Source organism: Plasticicumulans sp. (assembly GCF_035331805.1).
Classification (GTDB): Bacteria; Pseudomonadota; Gammaproteobacteria; order Competibacterales; family Competibacteraceae; genus Plasticicumulans.
In genome coordinates this window covers 1-1,362 of record NZ_DAOLKE010000295.1, presented here as the reverse complement: position 1 = coordinate 1,362, position 1,362 = coordinate 1, and the positions used below count along the sequence as shown (strand labels likewise).

1 protein-coding gene is annotated in these 1,362 nt (G+C 72.8%); it reads right to left on the bottom strand.

Features of this window, described 5'->3' with window-relative positions; translation table 11 throughout:
- Window positions 1–104 precede the first annotated feature (104 nt).
- On the bottom strand, window positions 105–1,362 hold a 1,258-nt coding region (locus PKE44_RS15555; RefSeq protein ID WP_324552912.1), incomplete at its 5' end, for a VWA domain-containing protein.

Genomic DNA, 1,362 nt, shown 5'->3' with positions numbered 1-1,362 from the left:
GATGACGCGGATGGAAGTGCCGATGACGCGCATGGGTGCGCCGATGGCGCGCAGAAAAGCGCAGCAGATGCGTGCCTGCCGGGCTTTCCTGTGAACCGCCCCGCTCACCCCGTCAGCCGCGCATACAGCAGCGGCAGTTCGCGCGGCAGTTCGGCGGGCTTGCGGATCAGCACCCAGCCCTGCGTGCCGAACAGGTACGGCAGGTAGTCGTGGGCCTGCTCGTCGATGGTCACGCAGAACGGCTGCAGGCCGGCCTCGCGCGCCTCGCGGATCGCCGCGCGCGTGTCCTCGATGCCCCAGCGGCCTTCGTAGCGGTCGAGGTCGTTCGGCTTGCCGTCGGTGAGCAGGATCAGGATGCGCCGGCTCGCCGGTTCGCGGCCGAGCAGCGTCGTCGCGTGGCGGATCGCCGCGCCCATGCGCGTGTAGTAGCCGGGGCGGATCGCGGCGATGCGCCCGCGGATGCCGGCGTCGTGGCGCTCGTCGAAAGCCTTCAGCGCCAGCAGGCGCACGTGATCGCGCCGGCGCGACGAGAAGCCGTAGAGCGCGTAGCGGTCGCCGGTCGCGGCCAGCGCCTCGGCGAACAGGTGCAGCGCGTCGCGGATCACGTCGATGACGCGGCCGTGCTCGCCGACCCAGGCATCGGTCGACAGCGACAGGTCGGCGAGCAGCAGGCAGGCGAGATCGCGCACGCCGCCGCGGAAGTCGCGGTACAGGCGCACGTCGCCGCTCGCCGTACCGTTCATGCGCTCGGCGCGGTGCGCGAGCCAGGCGTCGAGGTCGATGTCGGCGCCATCCGGCAGGCCGCGCAGCCAGCTGCGCACCGGGCGCAGCTGCTCGAACTGCGCGCGCAGCCGCCGGGCGGTGACGCGCAGGTGCGCCGGCAGTTCGGCCGGCACGGCGCCGCGCGGCAGCATCAGCTGCACGCGGCAGTGATCGGGCAGCAGCACGCCGCGCTTCCAGTCCCACTCCGGCACCGGGATGCCGTCGCCGAGCGGGATGTCGTCCTGCCCGGCCGAGGGCAGGTCGAGATCGAACCTGAGCTTCGTCGCCGGCGCCTTGCCGCGCGCGACGCTCAGCACGCGCAGGTCATCGGCGTTGCTGCGGGCCTGGTCGTCCTCACTGTCGTCGTCGCAGCGATCGACCTTCACGTACTCGGTCCACGAGAACATCGATTCGAGCCGGAAGGCCAGCAGCCCGCGCTTGCCGTCGGGATCATCGACGCGCTCGGCCTGATGCTTGCGTGCGGCATCGTCCGGCCCGGTGTGACCGCTGGCGGCCTCGGCCGGTGGATCGGCGAGCGGCCGTGTCAGCTTCGACTGCGGGCGCGGCGGCGCCGGATGCAGCCACAGCGGCACCGGCGCC